The sequence below is a fragment of the Streptomyces sp. NPDC026538 genome, assembly GCF_055567535.1.
In genome coordinates this window covers 414,071-432,857 of the sequence record NZ_JBVHQG010000006.1, presented here as the reverse complement: position 1 = coordinate 432,857, position 18,787 = coordinate 414,071, and the positions used below count along the sequence as shown (strand labels likewise).

13 protein-coding genes and 2 pseudogenes are annotated in these 18,787 nt (G+C 70.4%); 7 read left to right on the top strand and 8 right to left on the bottom strand.

All coding sequences use genetic code 11. The annotated features are described in order from the left end of the window. Positions 1-310 precede the first annotated feature (310 nt). Positions 311-517 carry a hypothetical protein gene (locus tag ACZ4N4_RS25625; protein ID WP_467592455.1) on the top strand — a complete coding sequence of 69 codons (207 nt, stop codon included), beginning with the start codon at positions 311-313 and terminating at the stop codon, positions 515-517. A gap of 26 nt (positions 518-543) precedes the next feature. Here the strand turns inward: ACZ4N4_RS25625 and ACZ4N4_RS25620 are convergent, their stop codons facing one another. Beyond that, positions 544-1,173: a TetR/AcrR family transcriptional regulator gene (locus tag ACZ4N4_RS25620; RefSeq protein WP_467592451.1), complete on the bottom strand. Its 630-nt coding sequence runs from the start codon at positions 1,171-1,173 to the stop codon at positions 544-546. A 122-nt stretch (positions 1,174-1,295) separates the two neighbouring features. Between ACZ4N4_RS25620 and ACZ4N4_RS25615 the strand changes: the two genes are divergently transcribed. Continuing rightward, positions 1,296-2,291: a substrate-binding domain-containing protein gene (locus ACZ4N4_RS25615; protein WP_467592449.1), complete on the top strand. Its 996-nt coding sequence runs from the start codon at positions 1,296-1,298 to the stop codon at positions 2,289-2,291. Positions 2,292-2,662: 371 nt separating this feature from the next. Here ACZ4N4_RS25615 and ACZ4N4_RS25610 read toward each other — a convergent pair whose 3' ends face one another. After that, positions 2,663-4,183, bottom strand: coding sequence for a catalase (locus ACZ4N4_RS25610; protein WP_467592446.1), 1,521 nt, complete (start codon positions 4,181-4,183; stop codon positions 2,663-2,665). A 321-nt stretch (positions 4,184-4,504) separates the two neighbouring features. Then, positions 4,505-5,638 (bottom strand): FAD-dependent oxidoreductase, encoded by a 1,134-nt coding sequence (locus ACZ4N4_RS25605; protein ID WP_467592444.1) that lies wholly within the window; start codon positions 5,636-5,638, stop codon positions 4,505-4,507. Between the two features lie 90 nt (positions 5,639-5,728). On the opposite strand from ACZ4N4_RS25605, the gene ACZ4N4_RS25600 reads away from it, so the two are divergent. Both ACZ4N4_RS25600 and ACZ4N4_RS25595 read left to right on the top strand, forming a co-directional pair. Then, entirely contained in the window at positions 5,729-6,472 is a 744-nt protein-coding gene (locus tag ACZ4N4_RS25600) for a TetR/AcrR family transcriptional regulator (RefSeq protein WP_453576424.1), read from the top strand. Between the two features lie 1,097 nt (positions 6,473-7,569). Then, positions 7,570-11,841: a discoidin domain-containing protein gene (locus tag ACZ4N4_RS25595; protein ID WP_467592441.1), complete on the top strand. Its 4,272-nt coding sequence runs from the start codon at positions 7,570-7,572 to the stop codon at positions 11,839-11,841. Positions 11,842-11,907: 66 nt separating this feature from the next. Here ACZ4N4_RS25595 and ACZ4N4_RS25590 read toward each other — a convergent pair whose 3' ends face one another. Next, positions 11,908-13,524: a sodium/solute symporter gene (locus tag ACZ4N4_RS25590; protein ID WP_467592439.1), complete on the bottom strand. Its 1,617-nt coding sequence runs from the start codon at positions 13,522-13,524 to the stop codon at positions 11,908-11,910. Beyond that, complete coding sequence (locus ACZ4N4_RS25585) at positions 13,521-14,033, bottom strand: DUF485 domain-containing protein (protein ID WP_453576435.1); 513 nt, start codon at positions 14,031-14,033, stop codon at positions 13,521-13,523. The genes ACZ4N4_RS25590 and ACZ4N4_RS25585 overlap by 4 nt, the downstream gene beginning before the upstream one ends. Before the next feature lie 534 nt (positions 14,034-14,567). Between ACZ4N4_RS25585 and ACZ4N4_RS25580 the strand changes: the two genes are divergently transcribed. Continuing rightward, on the top strand, positions 14,568-15,071 hold the full coding sequence (locus ACZ4N4_RS25580; RefSeq protein ID WP_453576438.1) for a DUF1203 domain-containing protein: 504 nt from the start codon (positions 14,568-14,570) through the stop codon (positions 15,069-15,071). A gap of 282 nt (positions 15,072-15,353) precedes the next feature. Then, positions 15,354-16,085, top strand: coding sequence for a dienelactone hydrolase family protein (locus ACZ4N4_RS25575; protein WP_453576466.1), 732 nt, complete (start codon positions 15,354-15,356; stop codon positions 16,083-16,085). 31 nt (positions 16,086-16,116) lie between these two features. On the opposite strand, the pseudogene ACZ4N4_RS25570 reads toward ACZ4N4_RS25575, so the two are convergent. From ACZ4N4_RS25570 to ACZ4N4_RS25560, 3 genes and pseudogenes are all read right to left on the bottom strand, one after another. Next, positions 16,117-16,257 (bottom strand): annotated as a pseudogene (locus ACZ4N4_RS25570) (YbhB/YbcL family Raf kinase inhibitor-like protein); the annotation flags it as partial. Between the two features lie 60 nt (positions 16,258-16,317). Next, the gene (locus ACZ4N4_RS25565) at positions 16,318-16,998 is read right to left on the bottom strand and encodes an aggregation-promoting factor C-terminal-like domain-containing protein (RefSeq protein ID WP_453576441.1); all 681 of its coding nucleotides are present in this window, start codon (positions 16,996-16,998) and stop codon (positions 16,318-16,320) included. A gap of 351 nt (positions 16,999-17,349) precedes the next feature. Then, positions 17,350-18,015 carry a TetR/AcrR family transcriptional regulator gene (locus tag ACZ4N4_RS25560; RefSeq protein ID WP_467592435.1) on the bottom strand — a complete coding sequence of 222 codons (666 nt, stop codon included), beginning with the start codon at positions 18,013-18,015 and terminating at the stop codon, positions 17,350-17,352. Here ACZ4N4_RS25560 and ACZ4N4_RS25555 point away from each other — a divergent pair. Beyond that, a pseudogene (locus ACZ4N4_RS25555) lies at positions 18,014-18,589 on the top strand (ester cyclase); the annotation flags it as partial. The gene ACZ4N4_RS25560 and the pseudogene ACZ4N4_RS25555 overlap by 2 nt on opposite strands. Between the last annotated feature and the right edge of the window lie 198 nt (positions 18,590-18,787).

Below are 18,787 nucleotides of genomic sequence, written 5' to 3'. Positions count from 1 at the left end.
GGGGGAGGGCCGCACCGACGGCACGGCGACACAGCTCTTCGATCGGCTCGGCCCGGAACCTACGCACCCTGTTCGAGCCCGTCAATAATTGTTTCCTTTTTGGTTCAGACCAAGTGCGGGAGCGTGGGCTGCTGTCGGGGTGTGGGGGAATCGGCCACCTCCGCGGCGCCCGCATCGCACCGTTCGGCGCGATGGCCGTTGCAGGCGCACAGTTCGCGCGTGCGAGTTCACCGCTCTGCGGCAGCCGATTCTCGGGCGAGACGTTCACGCCTCGCACGGAATTCGCTTCAGTGAAACATCTGATCGCGGAGTGACCGGGGCGCTGGTGAACGTCACCGGCGACGACCTGATGCCCGCCTGCTACCTGATGCCGGCCGGCGTGATCGGTCTGCTGACCGTACGGTTCCTGCCGGAGAGCGGCAGGTGCCGCTCAACGGGTCCCACCATGGTCGGTTCACGCGCGGAGCAGAGAGAGCCGCCGCCCGCGGTGTCCTGGACGCGTTCGCACCCGCGCTGACGGCGAACCGCCTGCCGACGCGGGGTTCACGCCACCGGCCGGCCGGCCAGCAGCGCGCGCACGGCATGGGTGAAGGCGTCGGCGTCGACCGGGCCGAAGGCCACCTGCTGGAGCAGGTAGCCGTGCAGGAGAGCCATCACGGCCCGGGCGCCCTGGACGGGATCCAGATCGGCGGGCACGTCGCCGTGCCGCTGGCCGCGCCGCAGGACCGCCGTGAGATGTCCGAGCGCGCGCTCGACGCCGTCGGCGGCGCGCTCGTGCAACCCTTCGTGGTGCAGGATTTCGCCCCATGTCTGCACCGCGCAGCGCAGGAGTTCGCCGACGGGCACGGGATTCCCGGCGGCGTCGACGGGTTCCGCGGTCACCGCGGCCCGGACGGCGGTGGTGATCAGGTCGGCCGCCGCCCCTTCGCCGCCTTGGTCGTGGAGCCGTTCCAGGGGGCCGAAGACGACCGCGAAGGCGTCCTTGGCGACCTCGATGATCAGGTCGTCCTTGCCGGCGAAGTAGCGGTAGGCGGCGCCGACCGCCACACCCGCCTCGGCGGCGATGCCGGGCATGGACGTCCGGTGGAACCCGTCGCGTGAGAAGCAGCGCCGGGCCGCCGCGACGATCACGGCGCGGTTCGCAGCCCGGCGCTCCGGGGTGATGCGCGGCATCGGCCCTCCTGTCCCGTCTCCTAAAGCGAATGCTGATTCATCTTGACTGCTTCCGTCAATCGCGCAACCCTTTCCGTGAATGGTCATTCGCGGAAAGCTGTGCCGAGTGAGGAGGCATCCCCATGAGTGATCGCCGGATCAGGGTCGGGGTCCACCGCTACGAACACACAGAAGGGCTGTTCAACGGGGACATCGCGATCGAAGGCGTGACGGCGACCGTCGAGTCGGCTCCGGTCGTCTCGGATATCTTCCGCCGGATGGTGCGGGGCGACTTCGACGTCGCGGAGCTCGGCCTGACCTACTTCCTGCGGATGTGGGACACCGAGGAGTGCCCGTTCGTCGGCCTGCCGGTCTTCCCCAACCGCAACTTCCGGCACTCGGCGGTCTTCGTCAACACCGACAGCGGCATCGGGAAACCCGAGGACCTGGCAGGCAGGCGCATCGGCGAGTTCGCCCTGTACGGGCATGACGCCGGGGTCTGGCCGAAGGGCATCCTGGCGGACGAGTTCGGAGTACGGCCCGAGGACTGCTCCTGGGTCATCGGCGGTACCAACTTCCCCCTCCCGCCCTTCGACTGGCTGCCCCAGCCGCTGCCGCCGGGCGTCGACATCCGGCGCCTCGCCGAGGGTCGGACCCTCGGGGCCCTCCTCGAAGCAGGCGAGATCGACGCACTGGTCTCCGTCGACGTGCCCGAGGCGATCCTCGACGGGAACCCCCGGGTCGCCCGCCTCTTCCCCGACTACGAGTCGGCCGAGCGGGACTACTTCCGACGGACCGGCATCTTCCCGCCCATGCACCTGGTGGCCGTCCGCCGGGAACTCGCCACCGACACCACCCTCGTGACGGCCGTCTACGACGCGTTCCGCGCCGCGAAGGACCTGGCCGGGCAGCGCTATGTCGACGGAGCGGCCAAACAGCACTGGGACCTGATGACCCCCTGGTTCAGCAGCCTGTTCGACCGCAACCGCCGGCTGCTCGGCGACGACTGGTGGCCGTACGGCGTCGAACGCAACCGCAAGGCCGTCAACACGTTCCTCCGCTACCACCACGAACAGGGCCTGTCCCGGCGCCTGCTCACCATCGACGACATCATCGCCCCCGCCCTGCTCGGTACCTGAGGCCGGCAGCGTGCTCGCAGTGATGGTGGGCACCGAGGAGACCCGGCTGGTCGCACTGCGCGGCACCAGCGCCTCGCGCGAGTCGTCTGTCGCGGCGGCCGTTCCGCGCGAGCGGTTCGGGCGGCGACTCGCGCCGGCCGGACAGACGACCGCGGCGGCCGCCGCCCCCGGACGCGTGTCGCCGCCTTCCGGCCCCCGCCGGTCGGTGTTCGCCCCGGCGGTCGTGCAGGCTTGTGCCGCCCGGGTCCGCGTCACCGGCCGAGCCGTCGCGGAGGGCCGAGGACAGGCCGGACGCGCCGCCACGGGCCGAGCGGATCGCTCGGCCCGTGGCGCGTGTTCCTGTTCCGTGAGGTTCGGTCAGCCGGACGAGGTCAGGCCTTGTGCTGCATGGAACTGCGCGCGGGGTTGCCCTGTTCGGCGGCCTTGGGGTCCTTCTCGTCGGCCTTGGCCCGTACGCCGTCGGCAATACGCTTGCCGATCGTCTCGTCGATGTTCGACCAGTACGTGAAGGCGCGCTGCAGGACGGGTTCGGTCACGCCGTTGAGGAGGTGCCCGACGACGTTGTCGACTAGACGGTCGCGGGCCGCGTCGTCCATCACCTCCCGCACCATCGTGCCGGGCTGCCCCCAGTCGTCGTCCTCGGGGTGGGACACGTAGGCGGCGCGGGTGATCTTGCCGTCGGCCTCCCAGGTCGGCGGCGGGCCGAACCGGGCCGGGTCCGCCGCCGGACCGCCCTTGGAGTTCGGGGCGTACACCGGATCGGACGTCTTCCGGTAGGCCATCGCCCCGTCCTTGGAGTACGTGTGGACGTCGACGACGGGAGCGTTCACCGGGAGCTGCTGGTAGTTGGCGCCGATCCGGTGCCGGTGGGCGTCCGCGTAGGAGAACAGCCGCGCCAGCAGCATGCGGTCCGGGCTGGGCCCGATGCCGGGGACGAAGTTGTTGGGCTGGAAGGCCGCCTGCTCGATCTCGGCGTGGTTGTCGGTCGGGTTGCGGTCCAGGGTCATCCGGCCGACCGGGACCAGCGGATAGTCGCCGTGCGGCCACACCTTGGTGAGGTCGAACGGGTTGAAGCGGTAGCTCGCGGCCTCCGCGTACGGCATGAGCTGCACGTAGAGGGTCCAGCTCGGGAATTCGCCGTCACGGATGTGCTCGAAGAGGTCGCGCATGTGGTAGTCCGTGTCGGCGGCCGCCATCTGGTCGGCCTCGTGCTGGGTGAAGAACTCGATTCCCTGGTCGGTCTTGAAGTGGTACTTCACCCAGAACCGTTCGCCCTTGGCGTTGATCCACATGTAGGTGTGGGAGGTGTAGCCGTTCATGTGGCGCCAGGTCCGCGGGATGCCCCGGTCGCCCATCAGCCAGGTGACCTGGTGGGCGGATTCCGGGGAGAGCGTCCAGAAGTCCCACTGCATGTCGTGGTCGCGCAGGTTGCTGTCGGCGCGGCGCTTCTGGGAGCGGATGAAGTGCTGGAACTTCATCGGGTCCTTGATGAAGAACACCGGGGTGTTGTTGCCGACCATGTCGTAGTTGCCCTCGCTGGTGTAGAACTTCACCGCGAAGCCGCGAGGGTCGCGCCAGGTGTCGGGGCTGCCCCGCTCACCGGCGACCGTCGAGAAACGGATGACCAGGTCGGTGCGGGTGCCGGGCTGGAAGACGCCGGCCATGGTGTAGGCGCTGACATCTTCGGTCACCTCGAAGTGACCGAACGCGCCGCTCCCCTTGGCATGCGGCTGGCGCTCGGGAATGCGCTCCCGGTTGAACTGCGCCATCTGCTCGATCAGATAGGCGTCCTGCAGCAGGACCGGCCCCCCGGGGCCCACGGTCAGCGAGTGCTCGTCACTCTCGACGGGGGCACCGGAGTCGGTGGTGGTGAGGGGTGGCTTCTGCGTCATGACTCTGCCTTTCTCCGCACGGGGCAGCCGGTCCTCGCGCTGTCCCAGGACCGGCCGGTGCACCTGTGGCCTCGCCCCGGGAGGGTGCCGTACGGATGTGCTCGCGTCTCGATTCCGGAGTCTTCGGTACTGTGAGCGGGTGACCCTGCGTGTGCTGGGCAAACCCGTGAGCCCGGTTCCCGATGAGTCGGGTCGACGCGGCAGGGCCGGGCTGTCCGGCATCCAGCCTGGTCCCACCGGGCCGGTGCCGCCACTCGGGAACGCGGCCCGGCCCGATCACCCGGCCGCCTCACAGATCTCACGGGTCGCACGGTGAGTGGTTCACGACGGCCGCTCGGCTCCGGTGAACATGGCGATCAGGCCGTGGGGCGAGTCGTCGCCGAACATGAGCTCATGGAGCTGGGCGGCCTCGGTGGCCTCCTCGGCGCTGCGGGAGAACATGGCCTGCTCGTACGCCGTGAGCGCGGCCTCGGTGTCGTCGGGGTGTGAGGCCAGGGCCCTGCCGAGTTCGGCGCCGTCGTACATGGCCAGGTTGGCGCCCTCGCCGCTCGGGACCATGAGGTGGGCCGCGTCGCCGAGCAGCGTCACCCCCGGTACCCGGTCCCACCGGTGCTCGACGGGCAGGGTGTGGAGGGGGCGCAGGACCGGCGCGGTCTCGCCGTCGGTGATCAACGCGGTGAGCTCCGGTGCCCAGCCGTCGAACTCGGCCGCGATCCGCGCGGCCGCCGCGCCGGTGTCGGTGAAGTCGATGCCGGCGAACCAGTCCTGCGTCCTGCGGAGTGCCACATAGGTGTGCAGGGTCCCGCCGTTCTCCCGGTGGGCCTGGATCCCCTTCCCCGGCGCCAGCGCGAACATCGCCCCGCCGCCGACCGCCTTCGCGGTGGCCGGGTGCCGGGTGTCGGCGTCGAAGAGGTAGGTCTCGACGAACGACGTTCCGACGTACTCGGGCACCGCGTCGGACAGCAGCGGCCGGACCCGTGACCACGCGCCGTCCGCGCCGACCAGCAGGCTCGTGGTGACCGAGCCGCCGTCGGCGAAGGTCACCTCGTGGCGGCCGTCGCCGAGGGCACGGACATCGCTGACCTTGTGGCCCCACCGGACGGTGCCGGCCGGGAGCGAGTCGAGCAGGGTCCGCCGCAGTTCGCCGCGGAGCACCTCGGGGCGGCCCCCCGTGCCGTCGTCGGGTTCGTCGTGCAGGACCGCACCGTCCGGAGCGAGGGCCCGGGTCGCCTGGCGTCCCTCCAGGACGAGAGCGCGGAACTCCTCGATCAGGCCGGCCGCCTCGAGGGCCGGCCGGCCGTTGTTGTCATGGATGTCGAGCATCCCGCCCTGCGCCCGCGCCGTCGCGGACGCCTCCGCCTCGTAGACGGTGGCCGGGATTCCGTGCACGTGCAGGACGCGGGCGAGCGTGAGGCCGCCGAGTCCGGCGCCGATGATCGTGACGTGATCGCACATGGTGGCTCTCCCTCGATTTCTGGTACGCCGTTCCAGAATGGAACGGTGCTCCATGTTGGAACGTCGCTCCAGATGTGTCAACATGGCGGCATGGCAACGCGGACGCGCCGGTCACAGCGGCGCACAGAGGCGCTCTCGCGGGACCGCATCGTCGAGGCCGCCGTCGAACTGCTCGATGCGGCCGGTGAGAGCGGACTGACGTTCCGGGCACTCACGGAGCGCCTCGCCACCGGCCCCGGGGCGGTCTACTGGCACGTGGCGAACAAGGACGAGCTGCTCAGCGCCGCCACCGAAGGTGCCGTCGCGGCAGCCCTGGCCACCGAACCCGCCGATCCCGCGGGCTCACCGCAGGACGGGATCCGCGCCGTCGCGCTCGGCCTGTCCGGGGCGATCGAGGAACACCCCTGGCTGGCCACCCAGCTCGCCGTGCAGCTCTCCCGCAACCCCTGGGGGACGGTGACGGCGCGGCTCTTCGAAAGCATCGGCCGGCAGGTCCGCGCGCTCGGCGTGCCCGAGAGCACCTGGTTCACGGCGACCTCGGCGCTGTTGCACTACATCCTCGGCGCCGCGGGCCAGAACGCCGTGAACGCCGGTGCCCCCGGCCCCGACACGGACCGCGCGGAGTTCCTCGGCGCCGTCTCGACGGCGTGGAAGGAGCTCGACCCCGAGGCCTACCCGTTCACCCGGGCCGTCGCGGACCAGATGCGCGAGCACGACGACCGCGAGCAGTTCCTCGCCGGGATCGACTTCGTCGTCACCGGCATCACCACACTCCACCCGCCCGGCGGACACCCGGGCACCCCACCCACCCGGCGCGGACCCTGCTCGCCCTGAGCACGGCGCCCCCGCGACTCCGCATCACGGAAGGGGCCGGACACGGATTCGACAGCCCGTGTCCGGCCCCACCTCGCGTCGCTCAGCCTGCGTGCACGGTCCCCGCGTAACGCCGGGCGAACCGGGTCCCGGTGCCGTGCCCGCGGTGACCGTGATGTCGTACCGGCCCTCGTCGGTGTGCCAGGTGATGCCGCCGCCGGCCGCGTCGACCTGTGAGAGGGGTTGCACGGTGTTGGGTCCTCACCGCCCCGGACGCCGTCGCGACGACGTCCAGGTGAGCAAAGTTGTCTATATAACTTCGCCCCACAGCAAGCCGTTCCGCGGCGACGGACGCGTGAACGAAGGGTGGCCGCCGCCCGGGGAACAGACGGCATTCTGAGATTTCCCGGTGTACGGCGGGCAGTCAAGGGCACGTCAGGACTGGACCGTTGACCTGCGAATTCGACAACTCGCCGGGATTCTCGGCGGGCAGGGCGGGCGGTGGAGCCGCTTCGCCCGAGCGGCCACCCGAGCAGCCCGCGACGCCGACCGCCCGCAGCCGACTCGGGCCGCGCTCTGCGCGCAGTTCGAAAGAGTCGCCGTTGCTCCTGCGAGGGTCCGGGCCGGGCCGGCGTCGTCGGAGTTCTCGCCGGCATACTCGCCGCACACCGCCGGACCCGGACTTGCGTTGCAAGGTGCGCGACGCAGGAGTGCGCAAATTCTTGCGCAACTTGCGTTCACTTGCGGTCCGGTGACGCAAGCGCTCAGCGCGCATCCGAGTGACGGGCCGGGGCGTCCGGTCATGCGAAGTGCGCCTGACTGCTGGCTCTTTGGCTGCCTTTGGGCTGCCTGCGCCGCCGCGCCGTGAGCGTTTCTGGTGAAACTTGTGCCGTCCTGCCTGTGGACCGACTCAGAGGTCTCTGCAATATTTCGATGAAACAACGCAATATTCTGCGCACCGCGCCATCGTGTCATCGCTCCACAGAGAGACCGCAGCGAGACCGCAGAAAGACCGCAGAGACCCGTTCGGCCCCGCACCTTTCTGCCCCACTCCGCCAGGAACGAGCCGCCCTCGCCCGCCCCTCCGGCGTGCGAGCCTCCGCAGAAAGCGACCTCGCATGACTCGACACAAGCCGAGATCCTGGAGACGGCGCGCAGCGACCGCTGTGCTCGCCTCCGCCGTGATGGTTCTGGGCCTGCCCGCCGTCGGCGCGCACGCGGCCGGCGGGCCCAACGCCGCCGCGGACGCCAGGACCAAGGCGGGCAGCGCCCGCGCCGCACACGCGGCCGCCAACGTCACCGACGGCGACACCGACACCTACTGGCAGGCCGGAAAGAAGTCCGCCCAGTGGGTCCAGACCGACCTCGGACGGACCGAACGCGTCCGCCAGGTCGTGCTGCGGCTGCCCGAGCAGTGGCAGACCCGCAAGCAGACGCTGGCACTTCAGGGCAGCGCCGACGGCAAGAGCTTCGCCACCCTCAAGTCGTCGGCGCAGTACGTCTTCAGCCCCGGCAACGGCAACACGGTGAAGGTCTCCTTCCCGGCCACCCTCGCCCGGTACGTACGGGCCGACTTCAGCGCCAACTCGGTCGCCGCCACCGCGCAGCTCGCCGAGATGCAGGTCCTCACGGCCGCCGCCTCGACCCCCAACCTCGCCCAGGGCAAGCCCTTCAGCGAGAGCGGCCACGCCGACGTCTACGGCGCGGCCAACGCCGGTGACGGCAACCGCAACACCTACTGGGAGAGCACGAACAACGCCTTCCCGCAGTGGCTCCAGGTCGACCTCGGCTCGTCGGTCAAGGTGAACCAGGTGACGCTGCGGCTGCCCAGCGGCTGGCCGAGCCGCAGCCAGACGCTCAAGATCCAGGGCTCGACCGACAACCAGAACTTCACCGACCTGACGGCCTCGAAGGCGTACACCTTCGACAGCTCCGACGACCAGTCGGCGACCGTCACGTTCGACGCGACCACCACGCGGTACGTGCGCGCGCTGTTCACCGCCAACAGCGGCTGGCCCGCCGGGCAGGCGTCCGAGCTGGAGGTCTACGGACCGGCCACCGGCGACACCCAGGCGCCCACCGCGCCCTCCAACCTGAGCTACACCGAGCCCGCCACCGGCCAGATCAAGCTGACCTGGAACGCGGCCACCGACGACACGGCCGTCACCGGCTACGACGTCTACGCCAACGGCCAGCTGCGGGCGAGCGTCGCCGGGAACGTCCTGACCTACACCGACACCCAGCCGGCCGGCAGCGACATCACCTACTTCGTGCGGGCCAAGGACGCGGCGGGCAACGTCTCCGCCAACAGCAACAGCGTCACCCGCAAGGGGGCGAGCGGCGACACCCAGGCCCCCACGGCGCCCGGCAACCTCGCCTACACCCAGTCCGGCAGCGACGTGAAGCTCACCTGGCAGGCGTCCAGCGACAACGTCCAGGTCACCGGTTACGACGTCTACGCCAACGACCAGCTCGTCAAGTCCGTGGCGGGTGGCGTCACGACCTACACCGACACCCCGTCGGCGACGGCCACGGTCACCTACTACGTGAAGGCGAAGGACGCCGCCGGGAACGTGTCGGTGGCGAGCAACAGCGTCACCCGGCCCGGATCCGGCGCCGGTTCCGACCTCGCCCAGGGCAAGCCCGTCGAGGCCTCCTCGTACACCTTCACCTACGTCGCCGCCAACGCCAACGACGGTCAGATCGGCACCTACTGGGAGAGTGCGGGCGGCGCCTACCCGGCCACCCTCACCACCAAGCTGGGTGCCAACGCCGACCTCGGCCAGGTCGTCGTCAAGCTCAACCCGGACCCCGCCTGGTCCACCCGCACCCAGAACATCCAGGTGCTCGGCCGCGACCAGGACGCCACGGCCTTCACCAGCCTCGCCGCGGCCAAGGACTACACGTTCAACCCGGCGACCGGCAACACGGTGACCATCCCGGTCTCCGGCGCCGCCGCCGACATCCAGCTCAAGTTCGCCTCCAACACCGGTGCCCCGGGCGCGCAGGTCGCCGAGGTGCAGGTGATCGGCACCCCGGCCGCCAACCCTGACCTCAAGGTCACCGGGATCACCAACTCGCCCGCCGCGCCGGTCGAGTCGGACGCCATCAGCCTGACGGCGACCGTCACCAACAGCGGCAGCAAGGCCTCCAAGGCCACCGACCTGAACTTCACCCTCGGCGGCACCAAGGCAGCCACGGCCGACGTCCCGGCCCTCGCCGCCGGCGAGACGAAGACGGTCACCGCGAGCATCGGCAGCCGGGACGCGGGCAGTTACCCGGTCGGTGCCGAGGTGGACCCGTCGAACAAGGTCATCGAGCAGAACGAGGCCAACAACGTCTTCACCCGCTCCGACGCCCTGGTCGTCAAGCCGGTATCCAGTTCCGACCTGGTCGCCGCACCGGTCGCCTGGACACCGTCCAGCGCCTCGGCGGGCGACGCGGTCGCCTTCACCATCGCCATCAAGAACCAGGGCACGGTGGCCTCGGCCTCCGGCGCCCACGGCGTCACCCTGACGATCCAGGACGCCAACGGCGCGACCGTCAAGACGCTCAGCGGCTCCTACAACGGCGCGATCGCCTCCGGCCAGACGACCGCACCGATCGCCCTCGGCTCGTGGACGGCCGTCAACGGCAAGTACACCGTCAAGACGGTCATCGCCGACGACACCAACGAACTGCCGGTCAAGCGCACCAACAACACCACCACGCAGCCGCTGTTCGTCGGCCGCGGCGCGGACATGCCCTACGACATGTACGAGGCCGAGGACGGCACGGTCGGCGGCGGCGCCACGGTCGTCGGCCCGAACCGGACCATCGGCGACATCGCCGGCGAGGCGAGCGGCCGCAAGGCGGTGACACTGAACGGGACCGGCCAGTACGTCGAGTGGACCACCCGCGCGGCGACCAACACCCTGGTCACCCGCTTCTCCATCCCGGACGGCACCAACACCACCCTGAACGTCTACGTCGACGGCCAGTTCCTCAAGGCGATCGACCTCACCTCGAAGTACGCCTGGCTCTACGGCAACGAGACCTCGCCCGGCAACTCGCCCGGCTCCGGTGCCCAGCGTCACATCTACGACGAGGCCAACCTGCTGCTCGGCAGGACCGTGCCGGCCGGCTCCAAGATCCGCCTCCAGAAGGACGCGGCCAACACCTCCACCTACGCCATCGACTTCATCAACCTCGAACAGGCGACGGAGATCCCGAACCCGGATCCGGCCGCCTACACGGTCCCGGCCGGCTTCACGCAGCAGGACGTGCAGAACGCGCTCGACAAGGTGCGCATGGACACCACGGGCAAACTCGTCGGCGTCTACCTGCCCGCCGGGGACTACGACACCTCCAGCAAGTTCCAGGTCTACGGCAAGGCCGTCAAGGTCGTCGGGGCCGGGCCGTGGTTCACGCGCTTCCGCGCACCCTCCTCGCAGGAGAACACGGACGTGGGCTTCCGGGCCGAGGCCACCGCGAACGGTTCGACCTTCTCCGGCTTCGCCTACTTCGGCAACTACACGTCCCGGATCGACGGCCCGGGCAAGGTGTTCGACTTCTCCAACGTCTCGAACATCACCATCGACAACATCTGGGCCGAGCACATGGTGTGCCTCTACTGGGGCGCCAACACCGACAACATGACCATCGAGAACTCCCGCATCCGTGACACGTTCGCCGACGGCATCAACATGACCAACGGTTCCACGGACAACCACGTGGTCAACAACGACGCCCGCGCCACGGGCGACGACAGCTTCGCGCTCTTCTCGGCCATCGACGCCGGCGGCGCCGACGAGAAGAACAACCTCTACGAGAACCTGACGTCCACCCTCACCTGGCGCGCGGCGGGCATCGCGGTCTACGGCGGCTACAACAACACCTTCCGCAACATCCGGGTCGCCGACACCCTCGTCTACTCCGGCATCACGATCTCCTCGCTGGACTTCGGCTACCCGATGAACGGCTTCGGCACCGAACCCACGACGATCGAGAACGTCTCCCTGGACCGGACGGGCGGCCACTTCTGGGGCTCCCAGGTCTTCCCCGCCATCTGGGCGTTCTCCGCCTCGAAGGTCTTCCAGGGCATCCGGGTCAACGACGTCGACATCGACGACTCCACCTACGGAGGCGTGATGTTCCAGACCAACTACGTCGGCGGCCAGCCGCAGTTCCCGGTGAAGGACACCATCTTCACCGACATCTCCATCACCAACTCCAAGAAGAGCGGCGACGCCTTCGACGCCAAGTCCGGCTTCGGCATCTGGGCCAACGAACTGCCCGAGCCCGGCCAGGGCCCGGCGGTCGGCGAGGCCACCTTCCGCAACCTGCGGATGAGCGGCAACGCCCAGGACATCAAGAACACGACCAGCACCTTCAAGATCAACATCGAGTAGGTTCCGAAGGGCGGTGAAGGGAAGGGGCGTCCCCGGCGGGGGCGCCCCTTCCCGCCGTGTCCGGCACTACTGGGGCGAGTGGCGTGGCGGCGTGCCGGTGAGGAGGTGGTGCTCGTGGGACTCGTAGCGGCTGCGTTCGCGGGCGGTGGCCCGCCGCCCGGACAGGACGGTGGTGAGCCAGCCGGCCAGGAAGCCCGCGGGTACGGAGACGAGGGCGGTCGTGTTGTAGGGGAACCAGGCGAAGTCGGCCTCGGGGAAGGCGGACAGCGGTGTCCCCGAGACCAGGGTGGTGCCGGGGGCCACGGCCAGGACGCTCAGGGAGCCGACGATGAGGGTGGCCAGGAGCGCGGTGCGCGTGAAGCGCCGCCAGAAGAGGGTGTAGAGGAGCGCGGGGGCGATGGCCGAGGCGCCGAGGGTGAAGGAGACGGTGGCCAGCGGCTGAAGGCTGCGGTGCTGGGCGAGGACGGCCAGGAGGATGGTGGGGATGCCCACGGCCAGGGCGCTGAACCGGGCGAGGGCCAATTCCCGGGCCGGAGCCGGGGGATGGGCGCGGGACGCGGTCAGGTCGTGGGCGAGGGTGTTGGCGCAGGCGAGCGTCATGCTGGCGACGGAGGCGAGGAGGGTGAGGAAGACGGCGGTGGTGACGGTGGCGAAGAGGAGGCTCTCCGGCCGGGACAGACTGGTTCCGAACGCGGCGCGGGCGCCCAGGAGATAGGCGGTGGTGCCGTGCGCGTCGGCGGCGGCGATGCGGTCGTGACCGACGAGTGCGGCCGCACCCGTGCAGATCAGCGTGAGCATCAGGATGAACAGGGTCACCGAGGAGACCGCCCAGGACATCGCACGGCGCACCTGACGCGGAGTGCCTGCGGTGTACATGCGCATGGTGACATGCGGCAGGCTGGCACCGCCGAGCACGATCGCGCACTGGGTGCTGGCCATGTCCAGCGCGGGATGCGGGCTGCTGGAATACTGCAGACCCCACCTGAGATAGGCGGGCCCCGCCCCGCTCTGCCCGGCCGCCGCGTGGAACAGCGCCTGGGGCTGCCAGCCGAACGTGCGCAGGATCAGGACGCTCACGACCAGCCCGGAGCCGAGCAGTACCACGGTCTTGATGATCTGGACGAGCGCGGTGCCGGGCATCCCGCCCAGCGCCGCATAAGTGATCATGAGAACGCCGGCCCCGGCCACACAGCCGTTCTTCATGCCGGGATCGGTGAACCCGAGGACGTACGCCAGGAGTTCACCGACCCCGGCCAGCTGTACGACCATCATCGGGACGAGCGCGGCCAGGGTGACCAGACACGCCGTGACGCGCACGGACCGCGCGGGGTGACGCCGCGCCAGCGCGTCGCCCATGGTGTAGCGGCCGGTGTTGTGGAGGGGTTCGGCCAGCAGGAACATCAGCAACAACAGGGACAGCAGGGCGCTCAGGGCCAGGACGATTCCGTCGTAGCCGCACAGGGCGATGATCCCGCCGACGGTGAGGACGGTGGCGGCGGAGATGTAGTCACCGGCGACGGCCAGCCCGTTGCGTATCGGGGAGAGGGACCGGTAACCGGTGTAGAACTCGGCGAGGTCGTCCGCCTCCGGGCCGGTGAGCACGCACAGCAGGAGGGTGAGGGCGACGACCGTGCAGAACGCGACGAGGGACCAGGACTGGGCGGAGCCGCTGAACTCGGTCATGGCCCCTGCTCCCGGTCCGCGACGGCCACGTGGGTCTGGCGGCGGGCGTGGCGCGCCAGGGGATCCACGAAGCGGTGCGCGGCGGCTTCGTAGAGGAAGACCGCGAGCCAGGTGACGGGGATCTGGACGAGGGCCAGGACCAGCCCGGTGGGCAGGCCGCCCGGGCCCGGCCGGGCCATCAGGGAGGGCGCCTTGACGGTCAGGGTGAGGAAGGCGGCGAAGTAGCCGAGCGCGGTGGCGGTCGCCACGCGCCGTTGCCAGCGGTAGGCGCGCCGCAGCAGGCGCAGGGTGCGGTGGGCGCCGGAGTGCGGGTCCGGGGGACGGACGCCGGACAGCTCCAGCTGCCCGGTCGACCAGGTGGGGGAGGGGCGGTCGTACAGCGAGCGGTCGTACAGCGGTCGGTCGTGCGCGGAGAGGTCGTACGGAGAACGGTCGTCGGGGGAGCGGTTGTGCGGGGAGCGGTCGTACGGGTGCCGGTCCGAGGGTAACTCGGGGGAATCATGGGACATTTCGGCAACTCCTCGTAGGGGATTCCGCCCCGCGTGTGGCGGACCGCGAGCGGGGAGAGCGGTTCGGGTGACCGCACGCCGTGCGGCTCGAAGATCGGGCGGAGCTGATGGCGCCGGTCGTCCGGGACGAGGTCTCGTGCGTCGCGATCGTGTGAGTTGGGCGCCATGGTCTCCGGCGTGGGCCTGGTCCGCCAGGGGTGCGGCCGGAGTCGGCGGGGGTGATCCGCGGCGCGCGGAGCTGACCGTGGCATATCTGCCCAGGAGTGAGGAAGCATTAACGGAGCGCGAGGTGGCGCGATTGGTTCGAAGAGTGCGCCGTCGCACATCTCACGAGCCCCAGAGCACCCACCGGTTCACTCCCGGTCCGCCCCACGCCTGCCACCGGCTGGAAGGGACGGGACGCGAACCCGCCACGCCATGACCGGTACCGGCCGAACGCGACTTCCGGGCCTCTTCGGCGGACGCTCCTCCGGCGTGAAAGGCGGCGTCCGGATCCCGCCGGCGTCCCCGCTCGGCCCGCGTCAGGCTGAACCCATGACTCCTGCCTTCCTTCCTCTTCCCATCCCGTCCGAAGCCCTCAAGGAACTGCGTGCTCGTGACGACGCCGGGCACCCGCCGCGCCCGTACACGGACGACGAAGGCGACGCGCCGCTGCGCTGCTGCCTGCGGTCCAGTGCCAGGGGGGAGCGGATCGCCCTGGTCTGCTACGCCCCGCTGCGTCGGTGGGCGGCGGAGACGGACGCCGACCCCGGGGCGTACGACGAACAGGGGCCGGTCTTCATCCACGCCGAGGACTGCGGCGGCCCGGCCGACGAGGACTCCGGCTACCCGTGGGCGCGCCCCGGCGCCCTGCGCGTCCTGCGCCGCTATGACCGGCGAGGCCACATCGCGGGCGGTCGCATGCTGGAGATTCCCGAGGATCCCCGCGCGGCTTTCGAACAGGCGCTGGCCGAGGCCTTCGCCGACCCCGACACCGCGCAGGTACACGTCCGCGCCGTCGAATACGGCTGCTATCACTTCCGCGTGAACCGCCCCTGACAGAACCAGGCATCGCCACGGCACCTGAGCCGAAGGCCGGGGCCGGAACCCGCGGCCGGAGCCCTGGTGGACTACGGCGCGGCCGCAGCAGAGCGGTCACGTCGCCGCGTGCGGACCAGAAACCGCCGAGGGCCTGAGGACCCCTGTGATAGCTTCGGTTCCGCTGTGCGCTTGCTGCGAACTGGGGAGGTGAGACCGATCAACACTGTGACAGGTCGGGCCTCCCTCCCTCGCATGGCCTAGGGAGTGCCCGCAGAAGGCATCCCGAAGGGCTTGAACCCCATGCGCTTCATTTCCGAGACGTCCTCCGACGGCGTCTGCGAACAACTTTTTGTCCTCGACGAGGTTCCCGGTGTGCTGTGGACGCCGGAAGGTGCTGCCGGGGCCCGTCCGCTCATCGTGATGGGGCATGGCGGCGGTCAGCACAAGAAGGCCCCCGACATCATGGACCGTGCGCGCCGCTTCGTGACCGAGTGCGGGTTCGCTGTGCTGGCGGTCGACGTACCCGGCCATGGTGACCGGCCGTTGGACGAGAAGTTCAACCGGATCGCGACCGAGAACCAGGCACGTGTGGAGGCCGGCGAAGAACTCGCGCCGCTGGTCGCCGGATTCCAGGCGCTCGTGGCCCGCCGGACCGTACCGGAATGGCGGGCGGTTCTGGACGCGGTTCGGCGGCTCGATCACGTGGGCGATGGCCCGGTGGGCTACTGGGGAGTCTCGCTGGGATGCGGGCTCGGTGTTCCCTTCGTCGCCGCCGAACCCCGCGTCCGCGCCGCCGTGTTGGGGCTCGGCGGGGCCTTGGCCTCGGGCGCGGACGCCGCACGGATCAGCGTTCCGGTGCAGTTTCTGGTGCAGTGGGACGACGAGCGCGTCCCGCGTGACCAGTGCCTGGCGCTGTTCGACGCCTTCGCCTCGACCGAGAAGACGCTGCACGCCAACCCCGGCGGACACGGGGACCTGCCGGCGTTCGAACAGGACAGCGCACTGAGGTTCTTCTCCCGGCACCTGACATGATCGCACTGGAGCCGACCTCGTATGTTCCGTCCAGCCGGGCGCGGCCGACGGCGTGGCCCTCGATGGCGGCGATCAGCTCGTCGAGGGCGAAGCCGGCAGGCGGTTCGGGGGCCCGGTCGAGGGCGTAGAACTGGAAGACGTAGGCGTGCGGCCCGTGCCATCCGATGGGCACGGGCCCGGCCCGGCCCAGCCGCGGCGGCGCGGCGGCCGGCGCCGGCTGGGTCAGGGGCTGTCAGTACGCGTGGTGGACCTGCCAGAAGGCCCACGCCTGGCAGGGGCTGCCGTAGGCCGTGTTCATGTAGTTCAGGCCCCATTTGATCTGGGTGGCCGGGTTGGTCTGCCAGTCCGCCGCGACAGAGGCCATCTTGGAGCCGGGCAGGGCCTGGACGAGTCCGTAGGCGCCGGAGGAGGGGTTGACGGCGAGATAGTTCCAGGTGGACTCGTGGTCCACGATGTTGCTGAAGCACTGGAACTGGCTGCTGCCCACTATCTGCGCGGCCATCGCCTTGAGCTGCGCCACGGTGTACGAACTCCGCACCGGGAAGCTGGCGGTGGAATCGCCGGCCGCTGCCTTGGCCTCTGCGCGCTCACGGGCGGCCTTGTCGGCGGCGGCCTTCTTGGCCTGTGCGGTCTTGGCCGCTGCCGCCCGGGCGGCCTGCTCGGCGTCCTTGCGGGCGCTCGCGTCCGCCTGGACGGCCACGGCGTCGGCCTGCTGGGTCAGGGACGCGGTCTGCACCTGTGCCTGCTGGTCAGCGGGCAGGTCCGCGAGGAGGGTGGCGTCGGTGGCCGCCGCCTGGGCGTCGTTGTTCTGTGCGCTGCTGCCCGAGGCAACACCGACGACGCTTCCGACAGCGGTGACCGCGGTGGCCGAGGCCACCGCGAGTCCCCTCAACGGCATGGGGCTCACGCGCATCGCATCCTCTTCGCCGGTGCCGCTGTGTGCGGCGCCCGACGGAATCATCTCGATTGCTGGGCTGGGCAGTTGGAACACTCTTGCGTGCGGGCCCGGCCGACGCAATCCCGGCGGACGTGCGGATCCTCACACTCACCGAAAGACCTGGCCGGGCAGCCCGCCCCGGCTTCTCAGACACACGGCCGCGTGCCGTCGCTTGTCAACGGCCGTGCGGGGCCAGTGTCCAGAGGACGAAGAATCCACCGGGGCGGGCTCCCGCGGCACCGGATGGCGACGCCTGGAACCGGATCCCGGACGGTGCTGTCCTGGACGGACGGCGCGGCACACCGAAACCTGTCTGTCTGACGGCGGTCAGTACGTTCGCCCGGCCCGGTGGTCTTCGCCGGATCCGGTCATCGGGTCGCGAGGGAGAAGTGCGGCAAGCGCCGTGCGGTACAGGACGTCCTCCGCACGGTCCCAGGTCCAGCCGCTCTCGACCACGAGGGATTGCCAGCCGGTGGGTCCGAACCAGTGCCAGAGCAGGTCGGCTGTCTCCGCCACGGAGTAGACGGGCCGCGCGGGCAGGGTGTGCAGATGGCGGGCCGCGGTCCGCAGCGCATCCCGGTAGTCCGCGGTCGCGCGCTCCCACAGGGCCTCGCCGTCCTCGTGGACGGGCAGCGCCTTGCGGATCGCCTCGTGCACGGTGAACTGACCCTCGTTGCCGGCCCGTGTGCCGCGGGCCAGCGTGCGCAGCACCGACTCCGGCGTCCGCTCCGCGAGCAGCGCCGCCATCGCCCGCTCGTAGCCGGAGGCGTTCACACCCTGGTCGACGATCCGGTTCAGGATGTCGCTCTTGCTGCCGACGCTCGCGAAGACGGTCTTGGCGGCCACGCCCGCGGCCGCGGCGATGTCGGCCACGGTCACCCGCCCGTAGCCGCGTTCGGCGAACAGTTCCGTCGCCCGGCTCAGGATCAGCTCACGTGTCCGTGCGGCGGCCTGTTCGCGCAGCGGGGAGACGTAGGAGCGCTTGGCCTGCATGATCGCACTCTATCGCGATGAATTCATTAGGCGTACTGTAACCTCAATTTCCGTCGGCCCCGTCCGGATGCCTTCGGCGGTCGCACAGCCGGCCCCTCGTGGCCGGGCCCACGCCGGCACCACGAACCGCCATCCGACGAGAGGCAGCCGCACCATGGGTATGGAGCCCACAGAACTGGCCCACGGACTCTTCCGGGTCCTCGCAACAGGTGCCCCGGCACTGGCCGCCGACGTGGTCCACGAGGAGTTCCACAACCGCGAAGCTGCGGTGGCACCCGCGGCCTGCGCGTTGCCCGGCCCGGCCGGAGTCCTCGCCTCGGGCGCATGGATGCGCTCCGCCTTCAGCGACCTGCGCTTCCCGGTCCTTGGCACCGCGCTCAACGACGACGAGATCTGGGTGCGACTGCGTATGCAGGGCCGCCACACGGGTCCCTTCGTCCGCTACCGCGACGGCGCGCTCGACCAGGCCGTACCGCCCACCGGGCGCGAGATCGACGTCGAGCAGATCCACGTGATCGGCCTGCGCGACGGCAAGGTGATCCGGCACGAGGCCGTCCGCGACGACATCACCATGCTCGGGCAGCTCGGCGTCTTCCCGCCGGCACCGCCCACGGCACTGCGCGTGATCGCCTGGCGTACGACCGGGCGAGCCGCCCGCGCCGCCGCCCGGGTGACCGCGGAGGCCGCCGAGGCGGCTGCGTCGCTGCGCGCGGGAGCGGGCAACTGAGTCCGCCGTGCCGTGTCGCGGCACGCGGGAGCGGGTGGCCGAGGC

Bases quoted from the DNA above. Each gene is read 5' to 3' on its own strand.
- ACZ4N4_RS25590 (WP_467592439.1), bottom strand. From the start codon at position 13,524: ATGACCGAGTTCAGCGGCTCCGCCCAGTCCTGGTCCCTCGTCGCGTTC.
- ACZ4N4_RS25620 (WP_467592451.1), bottom strand. From the start codon at position 1,173: ATGCCGCGCATCACCCCGGAGCGCCGGGCTGCGAACCGCGCCGTGATC.
- ACZ4N4_RS25600 (WP_453576424.1), top strand. From the start codon at position 5,729: ATGGCAACGCGGACGCGCCGGTCACAGCGGCGCACAGAGGCGCTCTCG.
- ACZ4N4_RS25580 (WP_453576438.1), top strand. From the start codon at position 14,568: ATGACTCCTGCCTTCCTTCCTCTTCCCATCCCGTCCGAAGCCCTCAAG.
- ACZ4N4_RS25560 (WP_467592435.1), bottom strand. From the start codon at position 18,015: ATGCAGGCCAAGCGCTCCTACGTCTCCCCGCTGCGCGAACAGGCCGCC.
- ACZ4N4_RS25585 (WP_453576435.1), bottom strand. From the start codon at position 14,033: ATGTCCCATGATTCCCCCGAGTTACCCTCGGACCGGCACCCGTACGAC.
- ACZ4N4_RS25610 (WP_467592446.1), bottom strand. From the start codon at position 4,183: ATGACGCAGAAGCCACCCCTCACCACCACCGACTCCGGTGCCCCCGTC.
- ACZ4N4_RS25575 (WP_453576466.1), top strand. From the start codon at position 15,354: ATGCGCTTCATTTCCGAGACGTCCTCCGACGGCGTCTGCGAACAACTT.
- ACZ4N4_RS25605 (WP_467592444.1), bottom strand. From the start codon at position 5,638: ATGTGCGATCACGTCACGATCATCGGCGCCGGACTCGGCGGCCTCACG.
- ACZ4N4_RS25595 (WP_467592441.1), top strand. From the start codon at position 7,570: ATGACTCGACACAAGCCGAGATCCTGGAGACGGCGCGCAGCGACCGCT.
- ACZ4N4_RS25565 (WP_453576441.1), bottom strand. From the start codon at position 16,998: ATGCGCGTGAGCCCCATGCCGTTGAGGGGACTCGCGGTGGCCTCGGCC.
- ACZ4N4_RS25615 (WP_467592449.1), top strand. From the start codon at position 1,296: ATGAGTGATCGCCGGATCAGGGTCGGGGTCCACCGCTACGAACACACA.